General features: G+C 33.0%; 22 protein-coding genes and 3 tRNA genes. 21 read left to right on the top strand and 4 right to left on the bottom strand.

The window, feature by feature from the left end:
* Positions 1-5: 5 nt before the first annotated feature.
* The 12 genes from NRK67_06370 (at position 6) to NRK67_06315 (ending at position 11,245) form a co-directional block, all read left to right on the top strand.
* Positions 6-878, top strand: coding sequence for a polyprenyl synthetase family protein (locus NRK67_06370; protein UUV19126.1), 873 nt, complete (start codon positions 6-8; stop codon positions 876-878).
* Positions 879-1,164: 286 nt separating this feature from the next.
* A complete protein-coding gene (gene prdC / locus NRK67_06365) occupies positions 1,165-2,454 on the top strand; it encodes a proline reductase-associated electron transfer protein PrdC (protein UUV19891.1) in 1,290 nt (429 codons plus the stop codon).
* Between the two features lie 64 nt (positions 2,455-2,518).
* A complete protein-coding gene (gene prdA / locus NRK67_06360) occupies positions 2,519-4,408 on the top strand; it encodes a D-proline reductase (dithiol) proprotein PrdA (protein ID UUV19125.1) in 1,890 nt (629 codons plus the stop codon).
* Positions 4,409-4,417: 9 nt separating this feature from the next.
* Positions 4,418-4,666, top strand: a complete 249-nt coding sequence (locus NRK67_06355) for a hypothetical protein (GenBank protein ID UUV19124.1) — start codon at positions 4,418-4,420, stop codon at positions 4,664-4,666.
* 1 nt (position 4,667) lies between these two features.
* Positions 4,668-5,384, top strand: a complete 717-nt coding sequence (gene prdB / locus NRK67_06350) for a D-proline reductase (dithiol) protein PrdB (GenBank protein UUV19123.1) — start codon at positions 4,668-4,670, stop codon at positions 5,382-5,384.
* A 24-nt stretch (positions 5,385-5,408) separates the two neighbouring features.
* On the top strand, positions 5,409-6,170 hold the full coding sequence (gene prdD, locus NRK67_06345) for a proline reductase cluster protein PrdD (GenBank protein ID UUV19122.1): 762 nt from the start codon (positions 5,409-5,411) through the stop codon (positions 6,168-6,170).
* Between the two features lie 11 nt (positions 6,171-6,181).
* Positions 6,182-6,655 carry a glycine/sarcosine/betaine reductase component B subunit gene (locus tag NRK67_06340; GenBank protein UUV19121.1) on the top strand — a complete coding sequence of 158 codons (474 nt, stop codon included), beginning with the start codon at positions 6,182-6,184 and terminating at the stop codon, positions 6,653-6,655.
* On the top strand, positions 6,652-7,659 hold the full coding sequence (locus tag NRK67_06335; protein UUV19120.1) for a proline racemase family protein: 1,008 nt from the start codon (positions 6,652-6,654) through the stop codon (positions 7,657-7,659). Before NRK67_06340 ends, NRK67_06335 begins: the two co-directional genes overlap by 4 nt.
* A gap of 42 nt (positions 7,660-7,701) precedes the next feature.
* Positions 7,702-8,580: a sulfite exporter TauE/SafE family protein gene (locus NRK67_06330; protein ID UUV19119.1), complete on the top strand. Its 879-nt coding sequence runs from the start codon at positions 7,702-7,704 to the stop codon at positions 8,578-8,580.
* Between the two features lie 585 nt (positions 8,581-9,165).
* Entirely contained in the window at positions 9,166-10,173 is a 1,008-nt protein-coding gene (gene gap / locus NRK67_06325; protein ID UUV19118.1) for a type I glyceraldehyde-3-phosphate dehydrogenase, read from the top strand.
* Positions 10,174-10,264: 91 nt separating this feature from the next.
* Positions 10,265-10,780, top strand: a complete 516-nt coding sequence (msrA, locus tag NRK67_06320; protein UUV19117.1) for a peptide-methionine (S)-S-oxide reductase MsrA — start codon at positions 10,265-10,267, stop codon at positions 10,778-10,780.
* Between the two features lie 159 nt (positions 10,781-10,939).
* Positions 10,940-11,245, top strand: a complete 306-nt coding sequence (locus tag NRK67_06315; protein UUV19116.1) for a hypothetical protein — start codon at positions 10,940-10,942, stop codon at positions 11,243-11,245.
* Between the two features lie 65 nt (positions 11,246-11,310).
* Here NRK67_06315 and NRK67_06310 read toward each other — a convergent pair whose 3' ends face one another.
* Together NRK67_06310 and NRK67_06305 are read right to left on the bottom strand one after the other, a co-directional pair.
* Positions 11,311-12,174: a S1-like domain-containing RNA-binding protein gene (locus NRK67_06310; GenBank protein ID UUV19890.1), complete on the bottom strand. Its 864-nt coding sequence runs from the start codon at positions 12,172-12,174 to the stop codon at positions 11,311-11,313.
* A 270-nt stretch (positions 12,175-12,444) separates the two neighbouring features.
* A complete protein-coding gene (locus NRK67_06305) occupies positions 12,445-13,518 on the bottom strand; it encodes a sensor domain-containing diguanylate cyclase (protein ID UUV19115.1) in 1,074 nt (357 codons plus the stop codon).
* A gap of 342 nt (positions 13,519-13,860) precedes the next feature.
* On the opposite strand from NRK67_06305, the gene NRK67_06300 reads away from it, so the two are divergent.
* From NRK67_06300 to NRK67_06265, 8 genes are all read left to right on the top strand, one after another.
* Positions 13,861-13,948: transfer RNA gene (locus NRK67_06300), tRNA-Ser, on the top strand.
* Between the two features lie 5 nt (positions 13,949-13,953).
* Positions 13,954-14,045: transfer RNA gene (locus tag NRK67_06295), tRNA-Ser, on the top strand.
* A gap of 47 nt (positions 14,046-14,092) precedes the next feature.
* A tRNA-Arg gene (locus NRK67_06290) sits at positions 14,093-14,169 on the top strand.
* A 227-nt stretch (positions 14,170-14,396) separates the two neighbouring features.
* Complete coding sequence (gene infC, locus NRK67_06285; GenBank protein ID UUV19114.1) at positions 14,397-14,942, top strand: translation initiation factor IF-3; 546 nt, start codon at positions 14,397-14,399, stop codon at positions 14,940-14,942.
* Positions 14,943-14,970: 28 nt separating this feature from the next.
* Positions 14,971-15,180 carry a 50S ribosomal protein L35 gene (gene rpmI / locus NRK67_06280; protein UUV19113.1) on the top strand — a complete coding sequence of 70 codons (210 nt, stop codon included), beginning with the start codon at positions 14,971-14,973 and terminating at the stop codon, positions 15,178-15,180.
* 53 nt (positions 15,181-15,233) lie between these two features.
* Complete coding sequence (rplT, locus tag NRK67_06275; protein UUV19112.1) at positions 15,234-15,587, top strand: 50S ribosomal protein L20; 354 nt, start codon at positions 15,234-15,236, stop codon at positions 15,585-15,587.
* A 504-nt stretch (positions 15,588-16,091) separates the two neighbouring features.
* Positions 16,092-17,918: a glutamine--fructose-6-phosphate transaminase (isomerizing) gene (gene glmS / locus NRK67_06270; protein UUV19111.1), complete on the top strand. Its 1,827-nt coding sequence runs from the start codon at positions 16,092-16,094 to the stop codon at positions 17,916-17,918.
* Between the two features lie 44 nt (positions 17,919-17,962).
* Positions 17,963-18,520, top strand: a complete 558-nt coding sequence (locus tag NRK67_06265; protein ID UUV19110.1) for a tetratricopeptide repeat protein — start codon at positions 17,963-17,965, stop codon at positions 18,518-18,520.
* Positions 18,521-18,582: 62 nt separating this feature from the next.
* On the opposite strand, the gene NRK67_06260 is transcribed toward NRK67_06265, so the two are convergent.
* Positions 18,583-19,965 carry a HAMP domain-containing histidine kinase gene (locus NRK67_06260; protein ID UUV19109.1) on the bottom strand — a complete coding sequence of 461 codons (1,383 nt, stop codon included), beginning with the start codon at positions 19,963-19,965 and terminating at the stop codon, positions 18,583-18,585.
* 3 nt (positions 19,966-19,968) lie between these two features.
* Entirely contained in the window at positions 19,969-20,634 is a 666-nt protein-coding gene (locus NRK67_06255) for a response regulator transcription factor (GenBank protein ID UUV19108.1), read from the bottom strand.
* 289 nt (positions 20,635-20,923) lie between these two features.
* Between NRK67_06255 and NRK67_06250 the strand changes: the two genes are divergently transcribed.
* Positions 20,924-21,322 carry a hypothetical protein gene (locus NRK67_06250; GenBank protein UUV19107.1) on the top strand — a complete coding sequence of 133 codons (399 nt, stop codon included), beginning with the start codon at positions 20,924-20,926 and terminating at the stop codon, positions 21,320-21,322.
* Positions 21,323-21,353 lie beyond the last annotated feature (31 nt).

Below are 21,353 nucleotides of genomic sequence, written 5' to 3'. Positions count from 1 at the left end.
GAATGATGAAGGAATACTTAAAGGAAAGAAGGACACTGGTAGATCTGGTTATTGAAGAATACCTAAATGAGATAAAATATCCAAAAGTTATAGCTGATGGGATGAAATATTCTGTATTGAATGGTGGAAAGAGACTGAGACCTATCTTACTTTTGATGACATTGGATCTATTAGGAGTTCAGGAGAAAAATGGGCTGCCTATGAGTGTAGCTATAGAGATGATCCATTCTTATTCATTGGTTCACGATGATCTGCCGGCTTTAGACAACGATGATTATCGAAGGGGAAAATTTTCAACTCATAAAAAGTTTGGAGAGGCAGAAGCTATATTAATAGGAGATGCACTCCTAACCCATGCCTTTAATTTGATAACGAGAGAAGATCTTGAACCGTCTAAAGTAGTGGAGATGGTTAAACTAACTTCTGATTATGCAGGGGTAAATGGGATGATTGGCGGACAGATGGTGGATATAGAATCTGAGGAGAAAGAGATAGATCTTCCCACACTGCAATATATTCATACCCATAAAACAGGGAAATTATTGATGCTGCCCATAGAATGCGCTTGTATAATTGCAGGGGCAGAACCTGAGAAAAGGGAAGTTTTAAAAAAATATGCAGAATTAATTGGGTTAGCCTTCCAGATAAAGGATGATATTTTGGATATCGAGGGAACTTTTGAGGAGATTGGAAAACCAGTGGGAAGCGACAGGGAACTATTGAAATCTACCTATCCTTCAATTTTTGGGATGGAGAAAACTAAGGAAATCCTGGTTGAAAAAGTAGAAAAAGCCAAGCAAATAATGTTTGATGTTTTTGGAGACGAGGCAAAATGGCATATGGAATTGGCTGATTATATAGGAAATAGAAGAAAATAGTGCAAGGGATCACAAGCTGTGATCCCTTGTTTTTTTGACAAAAGGTTTGATGTGAAAACTATATCTAAATCATCAAAAATTAAAATGTTTTAATCTGTTACAGAACACTTATTGTGGTTATTGGACTCTAGGAGAGGTGTATTTTTTTTTTTGAAATATTCTAATTAATTCTTGACGTAATATAAAAAATATGTGAATATATAACTGTGCAAAGATTCACTTAGATGAAAAAATGGGGGTATAAACATAGGATGTTTAAATTTAAGGGGGTGAAAATTTAATGAGTATGAAAAATTTCAAGTTTGTTCTGAAAATGGCTGTAGGAGCTCCTTCTAAATCAATTGTAGAGATAGATGATGAAGTGAAAAGAGGTCAGTGTATAGCTGAACCAATTTCATTAGGATGTAAAATACACTCAAGTGTGAACGGTGTAGTGAAAAAAATAACCGATTCTTATATAGAGATTCAACAAACCGAAGAAAATTCAAATGATCATTTAAAAATAAAAGAATGTGAAAGTATTTCTGAATATGCATTTGAAGCAGGAATAGTAGGATCAGGTGGGGCAGGGTTCCCAAGTCACGTTAAATTATCTACAAAATTAAATGGAGGTTATGTACTAGCCAATGCTGCTGAGTGCGAACCTGTATTATCTCATAATGTAGAGTTAATGGAAAAAAATCCGGAAATTGTAGTAAAAGGTGTTAAATATGCCATGGAATCTACAGGATCTGAGATGGGTTATATTGCTATGAAGCCTAAGTATCTTAAAGCTGCCATGGCTATTGGTAAAGTTTTGAAAAACTATGAAAATATAGAGATAAAATGGTTACCAAATATGTATCCTGCTGGAGATGAAAGAGTAATTGTCAGAGAAGTTCTGGGAATTGAATTGCAACCAGGAGAACTACCATCTAAAGCAAATGCTGTAGTATTTAATGTAGAAACGTTAAAGAACTTAGTGTTGGCTGTAGAAGATAGAAAACCTGTCATCGACAAAGATATTACAGTAGGTGGAAGAGTAGTAAATGCTGAAAAAGGTAAAGTTTTCTCAGATGTTCCAATTGGAGCAACTGTAAAAGAATATATTGAAAAAAGTGGTGGCTATATACTTCCTTACGGAGAAATAGTTGCTGGAGGTCCATTTACTGGAAGCGCTATAACTGAAGATACATCAATAACTAAAACTACAGGTGGAATATTAGTGGCAATGCCGTATCCAAAAGATACGAGAAAAGTCGGAATAATTGCTTGTGAATGTGGAGCTGGTGAGGAAAGATTAACCGAAATAGCTCACGGTATGGGTGGAGAAGTAGTAGCAGAAGCCAAGTGTAAGAGGATGGTAGAAGTTAATGGAAGATACAGATGCGATAAGCCGGGAATTTGTCCAGGGCAAGCAGAAAAAGTATTGTTTTTAAAGAGTCAAGGTGCAGAAGTAATAATAACAGGAACTTGTGAAGACTGAACGAATACAGTAATGACTGTAGCTCCTAGGTTGGGAGTACCTGTATATCATAGCACAGACCACATACTTCGTGGTGCAAGACACAAAATTTATAGAAGTAAGAAAAAATAAATTATATATATATAGAGTTAACTTTTATGTTGATTCAATCTTAAAAGAAAATCAGGAGGGAAAAATGTCAATCACTGTAGAAACTGCAAAAGAACATGCAATGGATCACGCTGTAAGTTGTTGTAGATTTGAGGCTGGAACAATAATCGAGCCTTCAAACTTAGAGGACCCAGCAATATTCTTCGACTTAGAAGAGTCAGGGTTATTAAAATTTGATGAAAATACATTAAAAATCGGTGAGGTTTTAGGAGCAAAATTAATTAAAACCGCAGAAGCGTTAACACCATTAACAGCTGATATGTTAGAGGGATTAAACGTTCAAACTGAAGAGGTAAAGGAAGAAGTTAAGGAAGAAATAGTAGGAACACCAACAGCAACTACTGAAGCTGCAGCTCCTGCTCCAATGACAACATCATTAAATGGTGGAATGTTAAAAATTCACATAGGTGAAGGGAAAGACATCAACTTAGAAATCCCAATGTTTGGAACTCAAGCAGCATCTACTTCAGCAACAACTGCACCAGCTGCACAAGTTGTAGAAGTAAAAGAAACTGCAGCAGCTACTGAAAATGCAGCTGTATTACCTGAAAAAAAATTAAGAACTTTAACTAAAAAGCATTTTAAAATAGAAAACGTAGTATTCGGAGACGAAACTAAGATAGAGGGAACGACTCTTACTGTAAGAAAAGATATAGCTCCTGAAGCTGTAGAAAGTCAAGAATTAGTAACAGCTATGACTGTAGAGATCATTACTCCAGCTGAGTATGACACTTACAGTGAGACAATCATGGACGTTCAACCAATAGCTACAAAAGAAGAAGATAACTTCTTAGGAACAGGAACTACAAGAGTAATCGACGGTGTTATCGTAATGGTAACAGGTGTAGACGAAGATGGAGTACAAATAGGAGAATTCGGATCATCTGAAGGAATCTTGTCTGAAAACATCATGTGGAATAGACCTGGATCACCTGATAAAGGGGATATCTTCATCAAAACTACAGTTACAATCAAAGCTGGAACAAACATGGAAAGACCTGGTCCATTAGCTGCACATTCAGCAAGTGATTTCATCACTCAAGAGATCAGAAATGTATTAAAGAAAGCTGACGAAACTTTAGTAACAGAAACTGAAGAGTTAGTTCAATTCAGAAGACCTGGAAAGAAAAAAGTAGTAGTAATCAAGGAAATCATGGGACAAGGTGCAATGCATGACAACATCATTTTACCAACTGAACCAGCAGGAATCATGGGTGGAAGACCAAACGTTGACTTAGGAAACTTACCAATCGTTTTATCTCCATTAGAAGTATTAGATGGAGGAGTTCATGCATTAACTTGTATCGGACCTGCATCAAAAGAATGTTCTAGACATTACTATAGAGAGCCATTAGTAATTGAAGCTATGAACGACCCTGAAGTAGATTTATGTGGTGTTATATTTGTTGGAAGTCCACAAGTAAACGCTGAAAAATTCTATGTATCTGAGAGATTAGGTATGACTGTTGAAGCTTTAGACGTAGACGGAGCTATCGTAACAACTGAAGGATTTGGAAATAACCATATCGACTTCGCAAGTCACATTGAGCAAATCGGAATGAGAGGAATGAAAGTAGTAGGAATGTCATTCTCTGCAGTTCAAGGTGCATTAGTTGTAGGAAATAAATATATGGAATACATGGTAGATAACAACAAGTCTGAAGAAGGAATTGAAAACGAAGTACTTGCTTGTAACACTTTATGTAAAGAGGACGCTTTAAGAGCTCTTGGAATGTTAAAGTCAGCTATGGACGGTTCAGAAGTTAAAGGACCTGAAAGAAAGTGGAATCCAAACGTTAAAGAGTTAAACTTAGAATCTGTAGAAGCTCACTTAGGAACAAAAATAGACAGAGTTTTAAATGAAACTTCTATCCCTATGAGTGAAAAAAGAACAGAAAAATTAAAAACAAAGTAGGTTTTAATTATGAAATATGGAGATAGATTAATAAAGATGCAAGGAGTTATAGTAAAGCTATCTGAAGGTGGCGTATCTATGGACTTAAAAGGTAGATTAGGGCATTTAACTGTTCCTATGAGAATGTTAATTACTGACTATGACCTGAAAGTAGGTCAAGAAGTAGAATTTAATATGAGTTTTCCAGAAGTAATGTCTGGAGAAGTAAATGAAAAATATGTAAGTAACTTAGAGAAAAATAAAAGAGGAGGAAAATAGAATGGCAATAAAAGGTATGCAATCTGAAATATTTGTACCGATCACTCCTAAGTCTGTTTGGACGCCAGTAACTAAGCCTTTAAATGAAATGAAAATAGGTTTAGCAACTGCAGCAGGAGTACATTTAAAATCACAAGAAAGATTTAATTTTGCTGGAGATTTCACATATAGATTTATTCCAGGAGATGCACCTACATCTGATATGATGGTATCTCATGGTGGGTATGACAACGGAGACGTAAACAAAGACGTTAACTGTATGTTCCCAGTGGATCCATTAAATGAGTTAGTAAAAGATGGGTACATCAAAGGTGTGGCTAATGTTCACGCTGGATTCATGGGTGGAGGTGGAAACCAAGAGAAATTTAAAAATGAAACTGGTCCTGCCATCGCTGCAAGATTTAAAGAAGACGGAGTAGACGCTGTAGTATTAACTGCTGGCTGAGGGACTTGTCACCGTTCTGCTGTATTAGTACAGAGAGCGATTGAGGAATCGGGGATTCCTACAATAATTGTAGCAGCATTACCACCAGTTGTAAGACAAACTGGAACACCAAGAGCAGTAGCACCAAATGTACCAATGGGAGCCAATGCAGGAGCACCAAATGATCATAAGATGCAACTAGAGATTTTAAAGGCAACTTTAGAAAACTTAGTGGAAATACAAACACCAGGTAAAATTGTACCATTACCATTCGAGTATATCGCAAAGGTATAAGTAGGGTTTTTAAAGGAGTAAGATATGAAGAGCTTAAAAAGGCGTAAATTGCAAATAAAAGCTTTTCACATAGAAGAAGTGGTTTTTTCGGAAGCCACTTCAATCTTTAATCATGTTTTATCTCTAGGGGATGAATTCAAAACTTCGGAGATAAAATGTGGATTAGAGTATGTGAAAGAATTGAAGATCGAAATAATAAAACCAAATGAAAAAGATAAGTTTGTTAATTCTATTATGGATTTTATTCCTATCTCAACAAAGGTATTAGGGAACATAGGTGAAGGAATAACCCATACATTAACAGGTGTAAGCGTTATGATAACAGGTGTAGATGAAGATGGAGTCCAGGTTGCAGAATTCGGATCTTCAGAAGGAATATTATCGGAGCAAGTAGTATTTGGAAGGGCAGGAACTCCTCGAGATACAGATATAATTATTCATTTAGACTTAACTCTAGTATCAGGTGGAGCTAAAACAAGAGAAGGAATAGACCAGTGCCATGAAATATGTGATGATCTTATTCAAGGAATAAGAAAAAAATTAAAAAATTTAAATGGTAGAAGTTGCACAGAAGTATGTGAATTTTTTGACGAGATAAAACCAGGAGCTAAAAAAGTAGTTATACTAAAGCAAGTTGCAGGACAGGGAGCTATGTATGATACAAGACTTTTTTCTAGAGAACCGTCTGGATTTTCAGGAGGAAAATCTATAATTGAATTATACAATATGCCTGTACTATTAACTCCAAACGAATATAGGGATGGAGCTATTAAGGCTATGCATTAGGAGGAATTATTATGGGAATTGGACCTTCAACAAAGGAAACAACACTGCATCATTTTAGAGATCCATTATTAGATATTGTTTCTAAAGATTCGGATATAGATCTATTGGGAATAATATTAGTGGGCACTCCACAATTAAATGAAGAGAAAAATTTTGTAGGTAAAAGAGCTGCAAATTTAATTGAAGCTATGAGAGCTGATGGTGTTATTTTTTCACTGGATGGATGGGGAAATAGTCATGTTGATTATGAAAATACCATGAGAGAGATCGGTGAACGAGAAATACCAGTAGTTGGAATGAGTTTTGTGGGAACACAGGCAGAATTTGTAGTTAAAAATAAATATATGGATACTATAGTCGATATAAATAAAAACGAAAATGGTATTGAAACAGAAGTTGTTGGAGAAAACAACATGACTTACTTAGACGCAAAAAAAGCTTTGGCAATGTTAAAGCTTAAAATAAGAAGGGGGAACAAAGAATGAAAATCAACAAACAGATAATAGCTGTAGATTCACACACAATGGGAGAACCGACTAGAATAATCATCAGTGGAGTACCAAAAATCCCTGGAAAAACAATGGCAGAAAAGAAGAGTTATTTAGAATCAAACTTGGATGATGTAAGAACATTAGCTATGCATGAACCTAGAGGTCACGCTGATATGTTTGGATCAATCATAGTAACTCCTACAATAGATGAAGCTGATTTAGGAATAATCTTCATGGACGGAGGAGGTTACTTAAACATGTGTGGTCATGGAACTATCGGTGCGATGACAGTTGCAGTTGAGATGGGAATGGTAGAAGTTACAGAACCATATACAGATATCACAATGGAATCTCCTGCAGGATTGATAAAGGGTAGAGTTAGAGTAGAAGACGGGAAAGCTTTAGAAGTATCATTTACTAATGTACCGGCATTTTTACATAAAGAGGGCGTTAAAATAGATGTAGATGGAATAGGAACGCTTACTTTAGATGTTTCGTTTGGAGGAAGTTTTTTCGCTATATTAGAAGCGTCTCAATTAGGATTAGATATCTGCCCGGCTAATACAAATAAGTTATGCGAATTAGGTGTTAAAATATTAAAAGCTGCAAATGAGCAAATTACAGTAAAGCATCCTGAATTAGATCATATTAAGACAATTGATTTAGTAGAGATGTATGGACCGGCAAAGAGTGAAGATGCGACATTACAAAATGTAGTGGTATTTGGAGAAGGTCAAGTAGACAGATCACCTTGTGGAACAGGAACATGTGCTAAGATGGCTACTTTATTTACAAAAGGAAAGTTAGCAAAAGGGGAAAGATTTGTTTATGAAAGTATAATTGAAACTAAATTTATCGGTGAAATATTAGAAACTTCTGAAAAAGACGGAGTAAAATATGTAACTCCACAAATTACAGCAAGTGCATACATTACTGGAGTAAACCATTTATATGTAGATCCAACAGATCCATTGAAATACGGATTCTCACTGAAGTAAAAAGTAACAAAATAAAATAAAATCAAAGAGGAGGAAAAAATTATGGTACAAATATTACTGGGGATTTTAGGAATTATGGCTATTTGGTATTTAGTTGTTTTTGCTAAAGATTACAAAGAGTTTAAAATGAATAACGCTGGGGTAGATGAAGGCAGTACAGCAGCACATGCAGGAATAGGTTTTGGGGTAAATTTCTTTGATACTTTAGGTATTGGTGGATTTGCACCGATGACGGCACTTTTTAAGCAGTTTAACTTGGTTCATGATAGAATTTTACCAGGAACTTTAAATACAGCAATGACTATTCCTGTAATAGCAGAAGCTTTTATATTTATAAAAAAAGTTGAAGTTGAACCGATAACATTGATATCGATGTTAGTAGCAGCAACTTTAGGTGCTATAGTTGGAGCAGGTTTTGTATCTAAATTAGATGAGAAAAAAGTGCAGCTATACATGGGATCAGCATTAATAATTGTGGTATGTATAATGGTCGCTCAACAATTTGGATTAATCCAAGGTGGAGGAACAGCCGTAGGACTAACTGGAATTAAATTAGTTATAGCTGTAGTAGGAAACTTTATACTAGGAGTTTTAATGACTTTAGGAATAGGTCTATATGCACCTTGTATGGCTTTAGTATATGCTCTAGGTTTAAGTCCTTTAGTAGCATTTCCGATTATGATGGGATCTTGTGCATACCTTATGCCGGCAGGAAGTGTAAAGTTTATTAAAGCTGGAGCTTACAATAGAAAAGCAACTTTAATGAATATTATATTTGGTGTTATAGGAGTAACTGTTGCTGCTTACTTAGTAACAGGATTATCTATAGCAATCTTGACTAAAGTAGTTATAGCAGTAGTATTATATACAGCTATTAAATTATTAAGAGATTCTAGAAAGCCTGTTTCAGTAGCAGCTTAATCTAATCTACAAGTTGATTGGACATAGTTCAATTTAATTAAACCTTCCCAGTTATTAGAGGTACAATCTATTAACTGAGGAAGGTTTTTTTTATTAAAAATCCTATCTTTTTTACGAACTAAAACATATTTTTGTATAATATAACATCCACATTAATAAGTATAACATATAAATATATTTTATACTATATTTATTATATGGAAATTTTATAGAAGAATTAAGTATATAAATCGATCAAAAAATTAAGATATGTAAGAAAAAAATAAAAATTTTTAAGGAAACTTATGTCTGATGAATATAATAAAATGAAAATAATAAATTTTTTTCGTTTTTTCTTTCCTAAAAAAATATAAAAGAAAAGCCCTCCTAAGTGTGTGACTATTACAGTTAGGATGGCTTTTCTTTATTTGAAATCTACAATTTCAAATTTTTTTAACAAAAAATCATTTTTCCGATATAAGTGTACAATAATTGCTCATAAAAAGATGAAAAAATGATCTTTTTTTCATCTTTTTGTTGACTTTTGTGGTGGAAACGGGTTATATTGAGATGTGAAAAATTTTAATATATTCTCAAGGGGGAAGCATGTCAGTAAAAGTAGCAATAAATGGTTTTGGAAGAATTGGAAGGTTAGCGTTAAGAATGATGGAAGATAATCCCGAATTTGAAGTAGTGGCAATAAATAGTATGAGTGGGGCGGAGACAGCGGCATACCTATTAAAATATGATACTGCTCAGGGAAGGTTCAAAGAGGATTTAATAAAGCATACTGAGAACAATATAATGATAGATGGAAGAGAAGTAGCTGTATTCACAGAAAGGGAAGCTGTAAATTTACCATGGGGAAAATTAGATGTAGATGTAGTTTTAGAGTGTAGCGGATTTTATACTTCAAAGGAAAAATCACAGGCTCATATAGATGCAGGAGCAAAAAAAGTAGTTATATCAGCACCAGCTTCTGGAGATATGAAAACAGTTGTATATAATGTAAACGATGATATCTTAGATGGAAGCGAAACGATAATATCGGGAGCATCTTGTACAACAAACTGTTTAGCTCCAATTGTAAAAGTTTTAGATGATGAATTTGGAGTAATCAGAGGATATATGACAACGGTTCATGCCTTTACAAACGATCAAAATACCCTGGATGGATCTCACAAAAAAGGAATCCACTCAAGAAGAGGTAGAACAGCAGCAGGAAATATGGTTCCTACAACAACAGGAGCAGCAACAGCTTTAGGTAAAGTAATTCCACATCTGGATGGAAAATTAGGAGGGGCAGCCATAAGAGTTCCTGCTGTAACAGGTTCTTGTGTAGACCTGATGGTTAGACTAAAAAAGACTGTTGAAGCAGAGGATATTAATAGAGCGATGAAGGAAGCCGCTAACGAAACATTGGGATATACAGAGGATCCCATCGTTTCTTCAGATTGCATAGGGATGCACTATGGATCTTTGTTTGATGCACAGTGTACAACTGTTATGACAGTAGACGGGCATCAGATAATAAAAGTTTTGGCTTGGTACGACAATGAGATGTCTTACACTGCCCAATTAGTTAGAACTTGTAAAAAAATATCAAATATATAAAAATTATTACCTCCTAACTATACTGTTGTATAGATGGGAGGTTTTTATTATATGAAATTTGTGGTATATCTTATATTAGGAGGTGATTTTGATGAAGAAAATAGTGTTGGCAGGTGGATGTTTTTGGGGTGTAGAAGCTTACTTTAAAAGAGTAAAGGGAATCTTGGCTACTAAATCAGGTTATGCCAATGGAATAACGAAAGAGGTTACCTATGAGGAGGTCTGTACTGGGAAAACAGGGCATGTAGAGGCATGTTATTTGGAGTATGATGAAAAGATATTACCATTAAGGATGATATTAAATCATCTGTTTAGAATAATAGATCCTACTTCATTGAATAAACAAGGGGGAGATATCGGTACCCAGTATAGAACGGGGATATATTATATGGAGTTAGAAGACAGAGAAGCTATAGAACAATATATAGAAGATCAGAGGAACAGTTATTCAAAGGCTATAGTTGTAGAGGTAGAGAGATTAGATGAGTTTCATGATGCTGAGAAGTTCCATCAGGAATATTTAGAGAAAAATCCAAGTGGATATTGTCATATAAATTTTTCACTTTTAAAAGATGAGGAAAGGCAGGAGCCGGTTAGGAAAAAATAAGATTGTTCTGATAACATCAATGTTTGAAAACGCTCTTTTTCATTTGTCTTATGGTAGTTCAGATGGTATAATTTATATCATTCTAATAATCAATTATATTAAGAGCAAAAATAAAATTATTACATATAAAGGTAGAGAATACAAGTGTAGGGGGAGAAAATGCATCTAATAAAAAAAGAACTTATAGTAGAAAAAAAGTTTATGGATGAATCTGTACAGTATATAAAAAGAGCGTTTTTGGATCAGGATGACAGGATATTTTTATACGCTACTAACAAGGGAAAAGATTTGGAAAAGATAGAACTTTCGGATTTAAGAGCCAGTCTGGATGCCAGAGTAGTGAAATTAAGTGATTCTCTTGGTTATCATGATCTATTTGGACACACCAATGAGGAAAAACTAGAAAAACTTAAACATCCTTTTGAAATTTTAGATGAAATTGAAGGGATGTTAAGGGGAGAATAAAGGTTAGAAATAAGTAAGGTATAAAAAAGGGGAAAACTGAATTACAGTTTTCCCTTTTTTATACCTTACTTATGGTTTTTTCCAGCTTCAGTTAATTTGAAACCAGCTTCAGTTTTTTCAATAAGTCTGTTTTTTAATAGTCCACCGATAGCTCTTTTAAAAGCTTTTTTACTGAGTCCAAATTCTCTTTTGATATCTTCAGGAGAACTCTTATCACTGATAGTTAATTTTTTATGGTAGTTAGTCTGAATACTCTCTAAGATCATAGAAGCGTCCTTATCCATCTGTACATGAGCCAGTAATCTAGGACTAAGGTCAACTTTTCCATCTTCTCTAGTTCTGATTACACGAGCTTCTATTTCATCTCCTACTTTATAGTTACCAAAGAATTCGTTGTTAGGAATAAGTCCGTAATATCTATCTTCTATAGCTACAAATATACCGATCTCAGGAACTACTCTATATACTGTACCTACTACCAATTCATTTTTTTCTAAGTCAAAGTTAGGTAATAAGAACTTATATACGTTCATAGTAGCAGAAACTCTGCCTTTTTTATCCTCGAATAATCCTACTAAATAAGTTTTTCCGATCTCTACTCTGCATTCCTCCTGACCCTTTGGTAAAAGAAGGTCTTTAGATAATCCCCAATCTAAAAATGCACCGAATGGAGCTATGTCTACAACTTTCAACTTTGCCATGGTTCCAGCTACAGCGAAACTAGCTTCAAATGTAGCTATTAATCTATCTTCAGAATCTCTATATATGAATACGTCTACAACGTCTCCCTCTTGGATGTTTTTTCCTTCTATCTGATTGTTTGGCAACAAGACATTGTCATCTGTGTTTCCAGTTTCAGCATCAAGGTAAGCTCCGATAGTTGAGATGTTATTAACAGTTAATTTTTGTCTTTTTCCCATCTTGATTATTGATTGTTTAGGTGTTACCTCTTCCATTATTTCATTGTTTATTGTTACTTTACTCATTGTTATCTCCTCGTTAAATTCAAAATACGCCACTATATTTGCCAAATGCTACCTATTATTATACCATATATTTCATAAAATACTAAATATATTTATTTTTGGTAAGGCTAAAAGGTGTTGAAGTTAAGAATAAGAGGTTATTTTATGATTTTTAATTTTTGAGGAGTTGAAAAAATTAGTGGGTATATTTAAGGGTTAGAATGAAGTAGTTAACTACAAGAGTTTGTTATGAATTTTGGTTGGGGTAATTATACAGTTTTTGCCACATTCCTTAGCCTTATACATGAGATCATCAATTAATTTTATAGTTTTTTCACTATTATGTTCATCTATTTTGTTGTGTGGGACTTCAAATAATCCAGCACTAAAAGTTACGGAAAAGTCATTTTCTCCCCACGATATTGAACTTAATTTTTCTTTTATCCTAAAAAGAATTTCATAACCTTCGATGAGTAATGTATTGCAGAAAATAATTATAAATTCCTCCCCTCCTATCCTTCCTAGATAATCATTTTTTCTTAGGTTTTTTTGGATAGTATTTGAAAATTTTATGAGAACCTCGTCACCGAAAAGATGTCCAAAATTATCATTTACTCTTTTAAAATTATCTATATCCAGCAGGGCAATAGAAAAAGTAGATTTATTTATCTTGGAGAAGAAAAATTCATCTTTTAGTTTTTTCATGATATATCTCCTGTTGTAGGTTTTTGTAAGTTCATCTTTTATAGACATCTCTCTAAGGTCATCTTCCATCTGCTTTCTAACGGTTATATCTCTTACAAACACAATAAGTCTTTTTTTACCGTTTATATAGATGTATTTTGAATTTATTTCTGTAGGGAAGAGTTCTCCATTTTTTTTCTTATTGATCCTCTCTAGGTAGAGATCTCCTGTGGCCATATTATCGGGTATAACTTTTGGAATTTCCTTGGCGAACTCTTCTGGCACCAGATCTCTTATACTGAGGCTCAGCATCTCTTTTTTTGTATACCCAAATATTTCATGTCCACTTTTATTACATTGAAGGATTTCTCCTTTTTCATTTTCTATATATATACCATCGAGAGATAAGTTTAATAAAGTGTTGGAGACATTTTCTTCTGAAATTATTTTTTTATTTATTTTAATAATATATTTTACTATTAAAAGTCCGGTGACAAGAACAAAAATAGAATTTATTGTGTGTGCTAGATTATATACGTGATCATATGATAGAAACCATAATACGATGAATATAAAGAGTTGTACTGATATTATAATTGCTGCAAAGATCTTGATTTTTTTCATAGGACTCCCTCCTTTGACTTATATAAAAAAAACAACTTTTTAAAGGCTATCATGATGTAAAATAGTAATCCATAAAAAGTTGTGTTATATATACAGCTTAACTTCATAATTTTAATTTTTCAAATTTTTTAAAATTATATTATAATTATTCCTCTTTTAAAGATAAAATAATTAGATTCATTTTTTTCAAAAAAAATCAGATTAGTCGTGGATTTTCTACACAATCGTTACATTTAATATCGTTTTAGTTTTAAAAATAGAAAAAAATATAAAATTCATAAAAAAATATGAAAAAAGTGTTGACCATCATATATATATATGATAGTATAGTCCTTGTCGAGTGGTGAGATGTCCGAACTGGCTAAGGAGCCGGTCTTGAAAACCGGTGAACCCGCAAGGGGTCTGGGTTCGAGTCCCAGTCTCATCGCCATATACGGAGAATTGGGAGAGTGGTCGAATCCGCTCCCCTGCTAAGGGAGTGTACCCTTAACCGGGTACCGAGGGTTCAAATCCCTCATTCTCCGCCATATAAAATCAAAGTCGGTTGTAACCGCTTTTTTTTTACTCAATATGCGTACCTATAGCTCAATTGGATAGAGCGTCTGGCTACGGACCAGAAGGTTAGGGGTTCGACTCCTCTTAGGTACGCCATAAAAATAGTTGACATTATATCTTTTTTGTGATATTATGTCTTGTAAAATAAAAAATTAAATATATATGAAAAGAAGAGACGCCCGTTTCTCACCTTATCATCACTAAACAAGAGTTTAGATCTTAGGATCAAGTTAGATGCATCAGGTTACGAATTAAAAATGTGAATGAGTTACAAATTAAATGAAAATTTAATTTTAGGAATAACTTTTACAGGGCGTGTTATCATGTCCTGTTTTTTTTATATAATTTTGGAGGTGACTATTATTTCTAACAAAACTAGAATCAATGAAAGAATTAGAGCTAGAGAAGTAAGGGTAATATCGGATGATGGAGAGCAATTAGGAGTAATGACTTCAAGAGAAGCGTTGAGTATTGCAGGAGAAAGAAAACTTGATTTAGTAGAAGTTTCACCTACAGCTAAACCACCTGTGTGTAAGATTATGGACTACGGAAAGTACAAGTATGAGCAGGCTAGGAAAGCTAAGGAAGCTAAGAAAAATCAAAAGCAAGTTGTAGTTAAAGAAATTAAGTTTAAAGCTAGAATAGATGTACATGATTTTGAAACTAAAATAGGAAAGATTAGAAAGTTCATTGAAAAGGAACACAAAGTAAAAGCTAGTCTTATGTTATTTGGTAGAGAGAGAATGCATGCTGCGCTAGGAATAAAAAAACTTGATGAAGTAGCTGAAATTTTTAAAGATGAAGCTATTGTTGATAAAAAATATGGTGGACCGCAAAAGTTTATCATGTTATCACCATTAAAAAAATAAACATAAAATTGAAAGGAGGATATTTATTATGCCTAAAATGAAAACTCACAAGGGAACTGCTAAGAGAGTAAAAGTAACTGGAACAGGAAAATATATCACTAAGAAATCAGGAATGAGTCATATCTTAACTAAGAAAAAGACTAAGAGAAAGAGATCTTTAAACAAAGATATGGTATTACCTAAAGGTGCTGCTAGAATGATGGTAAGATTATTACCTACAGGTAAAGTTGGAAGATAATTATAATCTTTAAATAGATGTTAAGCAAATTTTTGAGATAGGAGGAACAAGCAATGTCAAGAGTAAAAACTGGTGTTATTAGAAGAAAAAGACATAAGAAAATATTAAAGAGAGCTAAAGGATTTAGAGGTGCGTCTGGTGACGTATTCAAGCAAGCTAACCAAGCTGTAATGAGAGCAGAAGCTTTCTCTACAAGAGATAGAAAAGTTAGAAAGAGAAAAATGAGACAATTATGGATCATAAGAATAAACGCTGCTGCGAGATTAAACGAAGTAACGTATTCTAAATTCATGAACGGATTAAAGAAAGCTGGAATCGTTTTAGATAGAAAAGTTTTAGCTGACTTAGCTGTAAACAATGCAGCAGAATTTGCTAAATTAGCAGAAACTGCAAAAGCAGCATTATAAAAAATGTTTAAAAGCTACTCAATTGAGTAGCTTTTTTTAATAGAATGAGAATTATTGAAAGATTAAAATTAATTAATATTTAACTTTTAAATAGTACAAAAAGGTAGTATAATGCCATTAAATTGTGAAAAAAATAGTTTTTTTGGATTTTATGTGTTTTTTAAAATGTAAATCAATGGATTGTTAGTTGACATAGTTTCTATTTTTTTTATACAATAGGTTATAGGGAAATTAAAAGAAAGTAAAAAAATATAAAAGCGCCTGAACTTCTGAATGAGTTCTCAACCTTTAATAGGGTTTTTAACCAGGAGTTGACGAGGGCTAGGGAAAATCGAAAATCGGCGGGTACCCTAGAGGTTGTCACAACCTAAAGAAGGAACAAAAATAATCGGTGACGGTTATTACAAAAATCTTCTAGTGGCTATTTTCTTTTAAAATATAACCCTTTAGATCGATAGATCTAAACGAACATTTGAAATCAAATATTTTAGGAGGAAGTAAAAAATGTGTGGAATTGTAGGGTACATAGGAAATAAAGAACCAAAGGAAGTCTTATATAGCGGGTTATCAAAATTGGAATATAGAGGATATGATTCAGCTGGTATCTCAATTTTAAGCGACGACGGGCTCATGAAAACATTTAAATCAGTAGGAAAATTAGCAAATTTAGGTGAAATAATAAAAGATAAAGAGATTTTAGGTCATGTAGGTATAGGACATACCAGGTGGGCTACTCATGGGGTACCTAGCACCAGAAACTCCCATCCTCACAATTCACAGGATAATAAACTATCTATCGTACATAATGGGATAATAGAGAACTATGCAGAATTGAGGGAAGACTTGAAAAATAAAGGTTATAAATTTTTATCTGATACCGATACAGAAGTTATCGTTCACTTATTAGAGGATAACTATACTGGAGATCTATTAGAATCTGTATTTAAAATATTGCCGATCTTAGATGGTGCCTATGCAATAGGAGTAATTTCATCGGACCAGCCTGATCTATTGGTAGCAGCTAGAAAGGGGTCACCATTAGTTATAGGATTAGGAGCAGAGGAAAAATATATAGCCTCAGATGTACCGGCAATCCTGGAATATACCGATAAAGTAATATTTTTAGAAGATGGAGATGTAGCTTCATTAAAAAAAGATGAGATAAAGATATGGGATTTAGATAAAAATGAAAAATCAACAAAAGAAACAAAGATAGAATGGTCGTTAGAAGCTGCTGAAAAAGGCGGGTACGATCACTTTACCCTAAAAGAAATCCATGAACAGCCAAAGGTTATTACAGAGACCTTAAATGGAAAGATAAAGGGGGATAGCGCTGTCATAGATGAGATCACATTATCAGAAGAGGAGTTAGAAAATATAACTAAGATTCATATGGTAGCCTGTGGGACATCTTATCATGCTGCTTTAGTAGGAAAATATATGATAGAGCAGGAGTTAAGGATACCGGTTGAAGTAGAGGTAGCTTCTGAATTTAGATATAAAAACCCAATAATTGCTGAAACAGACTTGGTGATATTGATATCTCAATCTGGAGAAACAGCAGACACATTGGCAGGGCTGAGAGAAGCTAAAAAAAGTGGAGCTAAGGCAATCGGAATAATCAATGTAATGGGAAGTACTATATCCAGGGAAGCAGATGGAACGGTATATACCAATGCAGGTTTAGAGATAGGAGTGGCTTCTACTAAAGCATTTGTATCACAATTAGTAGCACTTTATATTCTGACTTTATATCTAGGTGAAAAGAAAAATATATTAGATGTAGAGAGAAGAAGATATATAATTGAAAATTTAAGAAAATTACCAAATATTGTAGAAAAAATATTAGAAATAGAAGATGATATCAAGGAAAAAGCAGCAATATTAGATGATGTAGCATCTAGTATATTCATAGGTAGAAATATAAATACGGCAATAGCTTATGAGGGTGCTTTGAAATTGAAGGAAATCTCATATATCCATGCAGAGGGTTACCAATCAGGAGAATTGAAGCATGGTCCTATAGCACTTATAAATGAAGAATGTCCATTGATAGCAATAGCCACAAAAAGTGATACATATGATAAGGTTAAATCGAATATTGAGGAAGTAAGAGCTAGAGGTGGAAAAGTATTGACGGTAGCAACTGTAGGAGATACAGAAATATCAGGTATATCAGATGAAGTTATCTATATACCAGAAATAGACGAATTATTTTCACCGGTAATAAATGTTATACCATTGCAGATATTATCATATTATGCAGCTGTAAATAGAGGTGTAGATGTAGATAAACCTAGAAATTTAGCTAAATCTGTAACAGTAGAATAAGGAGTTGTGATACTTTTTTTTAGAATCAGGGGGGAGAGAGAGAGATGTTAAGAACAGCAATATTTATGGAAATTAATGAGATGGAAAACCTGGATGAGAGAAGAGTAGATCTTAGATCAGAACTGATTTTTAATCCAAATGATCGTATGGCATTAAAGGAATTAGGAGCAATACTTTGTTTCCAAAAAAAAACAGATGATGCCATAGAAGTTTATAAAAAAGTATTGGAATTAGATCCGGAAAATGCAGAGTATATGGCATATATGGGGTATCTTTACTATGAAAAGGATGGTTTTTTAGAGGCTATAGAGCTTTTTAATAAGGCTTTAGATATAGACCCGGAAGCTCCGTTTGTGTATTTTTTATTGGGGAATGCTTATTCAAGAATAGGAAGGATAGTAGATGCTATAAGAGCCTATGATCTAGCGATATTTTTAGACTTTGACATCTATGATGCTCATGTAGAATTTGCTATAAAATATGAGAGAATGGGACGTTTAAAAAGAGCGGTAAAGGAATATATAGCTGCCTATGAAATTGATCCAAGAGATGAAGCTGTTAAAGAAAAAATAGAATTTTTGAGAGAAAAGATAGGGAAATAGAATTTAAATTATTAGAAAATATAAAAAAAGAGGAGAGATGAATTATCATCTCTCCTCTTTTTTTAAACGGATTTTAGGAGTTCTATGGTTACAGTGGTTCCCTTATTGAACTCACTTTCAATATAGATATTTCCGTTATGTAGTTTGACAATGTCCTTTACAGTGGAAAGACCCAAGCCGAAACTGTTTTTTTGCCTATTTCGACTTTCATCCTGAATATAGAATCTTTCGAAAACATGTTTTAAGTTTTCTTTTGGAATTCCTTTCCCCTGATCTTTGATTACTATATAGTGATATTTCCTCCTATGAAATGAATCGACGGAAATCTCACGATTTTCAAGTGTATATTTAGAACTATTTTTTAAGAGCTCCCTCAATGCTTGAAGGATCAGATCTTTATCAATATTTAAAATAGATATTTTATTTCGTATAATTTTATAATTATGATCTTTATCTATAAGTTGTTGTTTTTCCACGAGCTCCTTGATTAAACCAGAAATTTCAAATGGAACAATGTTATTCTTTAACATTTTATTCTCTTTACGAGCTAAAAAAAGAAGTTTTTTTAACAGGTTTTCCATATTGCTGACTTCTGTTAAAATTTCCGCAATACCCCGATCAACCATAACAGGATCGGATTTCGCCCCGGCATTTAAAAGATCCGTATAACCTTTGATTACTGCTAAGGGTGTTCTGAGTTCATGGGATGCATTGGAAATAAATTTATTTTGAGATTTAAATGATATGTCCAGTCGATCGATCATCTCATTTATAACTATTGAGAGTTTTCCCAGTTCATTATTTGGATTTATAATGGTGATTCTTTCACTCAGATCATGTCTATTAATTTTTTTTACAGTCTTAGTGATCTCATGTATGGGAGATTGGATGATCTTGTCGATCTTTCTCACTACCCCAAGGGAGATCATTATAATAAAAATACTAGAAAAGAAAAGAGAATTCATAAGAGCTATAGTATCGTTTTTTACTTCATCTGAATCGGAATATATTTGAAGATAGATCTTCTGATCTCCGAACTTTAATAACAAATTCTTTAAAATTAAGGCATTTTTATTATTTAATACATACTGAAATTTTCCCAATTCTTTGTTAAAATCATGAATAGATTCATTTGATTCGGTGGAAAAAAAAATGTTTTCATATATTAAATTAATATGTAAGGAAGGCTGACTTCCCTGGGTTATAGCAAATTCAGCTATTTTTTTATTGATCAACTTGATAGTTGAAGCTTTATTTAAGTGTTTAACCGTTTGCAGTTCTTTGTGAACGATAAGGGAGGTTTTATTTATTTCGGATTTAATTCTCCTATTTTCCCAATTTAAAAATACTACAATGATCACTACATGGATAGAGATTAAAATAATCAGCATAGATGATAGGTAGGAGGTAATTACAGTACGTTTAATAGATATGTTTTTATCCATAAATTACCTTATTATATATCCGATACCTCTAACATTTTCAATTAGTTTTTCAGAAAAATCCTTGTCTACTTTATTTCTAAGGTAGTTGATATACACTGATACAATATTATTGTTTTCTTCATAGAAACCTTGCCATAATTTGTTTATAATCTCTTCCTTACTGATTACTTTTCCTTTATTCTCCAATAAAAGTTGTAATATTTTTAATTCTTTTTTTGTTAAATTTAATTCTACTCCATCTCTTTCAGCTCTATATGTATCTAAAAATATAGTTATACCTTTATGAGTAAGGATTTTAGGTTTAGAATTTTTAGATTTTTTAGTATTAGCCTTTATTCTAGCTAAAAGTTCGGCGAATTCAAATGGCTTTGTCAGGTAATCATCGGCTCCAGCATCAAAGGCAGAGATCTTATCATTGATGCTGTCTTTAGCTGTCAGCATAATCACAGGAACTTCAGAAAAAGTTCTGATCTCCTTGCAGACGTCAATTCCACTTCCATCTAAGAGCATAATATCTAAAATAATTAAGTTGTAATCGTATTCTTTTATTAATTTGATTGCTTCTTCTCCCCTAGGGGTAATAACGGTATCGTAATGAGCATATTTCAGTTGGAATTCCAATAGTTGTGAAAGGCTGTTATCATCTTCAACGATAAGAATTTTTTCCATGGTATATCATCTCCTTGTATTTAAATAATGTTATGAATGCCCTTAAAATTAATAAAAACAGAAACTCAGGGTATCCATTTAAAAAAAATAACGGTATTATATATATCTATTATACTACATTTTCATATAAAAGATGAATATATTTTAAGAGGGAATTAAGAGTAAAGTGTTATTATTTTTAGTGGAAAAAAAACGAGAAAAGTATTAGAATTAATTTAAGATATGTGATAATCAAGAGTAAGATAAAAGGGATATATATAATTAGAAAAAATGGACATAGGGGGGAGAAATGAAAAAAATAAATTTGGTAATTTTAATGATGATGGTAGGAATATCGATTTATTCTATGGACATCTCTACTCTAATCAAGATGAATATTATGGAGAAAGAAATCGAAAAAGTTTTTATTGCTAGTCATTCTCAAATACCTAATGGAGGGGAACCAATAAATTGTGAAGTTGAGGTGAATTTATTTGAGAAAAGCGGAGTAGTGAGACTTATAGGTAAAAATATTGCAGAGATAAATAAGTTGATTTTAAAATCTGAAGGTGGATTTTTTGATGAATATTTCCAAAAGATAATAGATTTAGTAAAAAATCAGGTGAAATCTAAAGATTATGAAGTGAATCTAATTTTCGTGAGTGAGGAAGAAAATAGATTAATAGCCAGAAGATACTATGTAATATAAAAAAAAGACTTATTCGTTATGATGAATAAGT

This window comes from Fusobacteria bacterium ZRK30, assembly GCA_024628785.1.
Lineage (GTDB): Bacteria > Fusobacteriota > Fusobacteriia > Fusobacteriales > Fusobacteriaceae > Psychrilyobacter.
Note: the sequence above shows the minus strand (reverse complement) of the source record. Positions and strands in the feature narration are given on the sequence as shown.

Bases quoted from the DNA above. Each gene is read 5' to 3' on its own strand.
- gap (UUV19118.1), top strand. From the start codon at position 9,166: ATGTCAGTAAAAGTAGCAATAAATGGTTTTGGAAGAATTGGAAGGTTA.
- NRK67_06335 (UUV19120.1), top strand. From the start codon at position 6,652: ATGAAAATCAACAAACAGATAATAGCTGTAGATTCACACACAATGGGA.
- NRK67_06315 (UUV19116.1), top strand. From the start codon at position 10,940: ATGCATCTAATAAAAAAAGAACTTATAGTAGAAAAAAAGTTTATGGAT.
- NRK67_06340 (UUV19121.1), top strand. From the start codon at position 6,182: ATGGGAATTGGACCTTCAACAAAGGAAACAACACTGCATCATTTTAGA.
- NRK67_06370 (UUV19126.1), top strand. From the start codon at position 6: ATGAAGGAATACTTAAAGGAAAGAAGGACACTGGTAGATCTGGTTATT.
- NRK67_06250 (UUV19107.1), top strand. From the start codon at position 20,924: ATGAAAAAAATAAATTTGGTAATTTTAATGATGATGGTAGGAATATCG.
- prdA (UUV19125.1), top strand. From the start codon at position 2,519: ATGTCAATCACTGTAGAAACTGCAAAAGAACATGCAATGGATCACGCT.
- msrA (UUV19117.1), top strand. From the start codon at position 10,265: ATGAAGAAAATAGTGTTGGCAGGTGGATGTTTTTGGGGTGTAGAAGCT.
- NRK67_06255 (UUV19108.1), bottom strand. From the start codon at position 20,634: ATGGAAAAAATTCTTATCGTTGAAGATGATAACAGCCTTTCACAACTA.
- NRK67_06305 (UUV19115.1), bottom strand. From the start codon at position 13,518: ATGAAAAAAATCAAGATCTTTGCAGCAATTATAATATCAGTACAACTC.
- infC (UUV19114.1), top strand. From the start codon at position 14,397: ATGTCCTGTTTTTTTTATATAATTTTGGAGGTGACTATTATTTCTAAC.
- rpmI (UUV19113.1), top strand. From the start codon at position 14,971: ATGCCTAAAATGAAAACTCACAAGGGAACTGCTAAGAGAGTAAAAGTA.
- NRK67_06265 (UUV19110.1), top strand. From the start codon at position 17,963: ATGTTAAGAACAGCAATATTTATGGAAATTAATGAGATGGAAAACCTG.
- NRK67_06355 (UUV19124.1), top strand. From the start codon at position 4,418: ATGAAATATGGAGATAGATTAATAAAGATGCAAGGAGTTATAGTAAAG.
- prdD (UUV19122.1), top strand. From the start codon at position 5,409: ATGAAGAGCTTAAAAAGGCGTAAATTGCAAATAAAAGCTTTTCACATA.
- glmS (UUV19111.1), top strand. From the start codon at position 16,092: ATGTGTGGAATTGTAGGGTACATAGGAAATAAAGAACCAAAGGAAGTC.
- NRK67_06330 (UUV19119.1), top strand. From the start codon at position 7,702: ATGGTACAAATATTACTGGGGATTTTAGGAATTATGGCTATTTGGTAT.
- rplT (UUV19112.1), top strand. From the start codon at position 15,234: ATGTCAAGAGTAAAAACTGGTGTTATTAGAAGAAAAAGACATAAGAAA.
- NRK67_06260 (UUV19109.1), bottom strand. From the start codon at position 19,965: ATGGATAAAAACATATCTATTAAACGTACTGTAATTACCTCCTACCTA.